The sequence below is a fragment of the Streptomyces altiplanensis genome (assembly GCF_053591575.1).
Map to the genome: position 1 here is coordinate 1 of NZ_JBSFUB010000241.1, position 1103 is coordinate 1103.

The 1103-nt window shown below is 70.6% G+C and carries 1 protein-coding gene; it reads left to right on the forward strand.

Annotation, left to right across the window (positions count from 1 at the left end):
- Window positions 1-190: 190 nt before the first annotated feature.
- Entirely contained in the window at window positions 191-997 is an 807-nt protein-coding gene (locus tag ACWD0Y_RS36710; RefSeq protein ID WP_450264588.1) for an HlyD family efflux transporter periplasmic adaptor subunit, read from the forward strand.
- Window positions 998-1103 lie beyond the last annotated feature (106 nt).

The window sequence follows — 1103 nt, forward strand, 5'->3', positions numbered from 1 at the left end:
GCCAAGCCCCCTGCAAGTCGGAGGACCGGGATGTATCTGCTGATCGCCGAGGTGGCCCAGGCCACCCAGCGGCTGGCCGACGCCCACCCAGGGTCCGGGGCGTACGGCCGCCTTTCCGGGCCCGTACCGCTGTCACCGCGCGAGCGGCCCCGAATACCTGACAGACCATTGCAGTCGAGGGAAGAGTGTCGTGCAGTTTCGCCAACAGGCGCTTTCCAAGCTGCAATCGCCCGAAGAAATTGATCTGCCGGTGCGATTCGCCCGCCCCCAGGGCCGGCTTGTTCTGATCGTCACGGTCGCCGTCATGATCGCCGCTTGTGCGTGGGCGGTGAACGGTACCGTCTCCTCCACACTCGGCGCCCCCGGAATCCTCACCCACGCCCAGGGCAGTTACGTCCTGCAGAGCCCCGTCGCCGGCCAGGTCACCGGCGTACTCGCCAAAGAGGGCGAGCGGGTCTCCGCCGACGCCCCGCTGCTGAAGGTCCGTACCGCGCGGGGCGACACCGTCGTGCGCACCATCGCCGCGGGCCGGCTGACGACACTCGTCGCCGCGATCGGCTCCGTGGTCACCACCGGGGCGGACGTGGCGGCAGTGGAACGGGTGGAGAACGCGGACGACCCGCTCATGGCCGTGCTCTACGTACCGGCCGACAGCGGATCCACCGTGCCCGTCGGCGCCTCCGTGGACCTGACCGTCCAGTCGGTCCCGACGCAGCAGTACGGCGTACTGCGCGGCAGGGTGGCCTCGGTCGGCAGGACGGCCCAGAGCCGCCAGCGGATCACCGGCTTCCTCGGCAGCGGCCAGCTGGGCGAGGAGTTCTCGAAGCACGGCCAGCCCGTGTCCGTGCTCGTCCGGCTGGACCGGTCGGCCGCTTCCAGGTCCGGCTACTCCTGGTCGTCCTCGCAAGGGCCGCCGTACGCCGTCGAATCCATGACCCTCGCCACCGGCGCCATCCACCTCGCCGAGCAGCATCCGATCGATTGGCTGCTTCCGTGACCGCACCGAACCCTTCCGCAGCGCCGCCGCAGCAGCAGTTGCCCGACCAGGGCGAGGTCGTCGTCCAGGCCGCCGGCGGCGTCGGCTACCTCGCCCAGGACGAGCA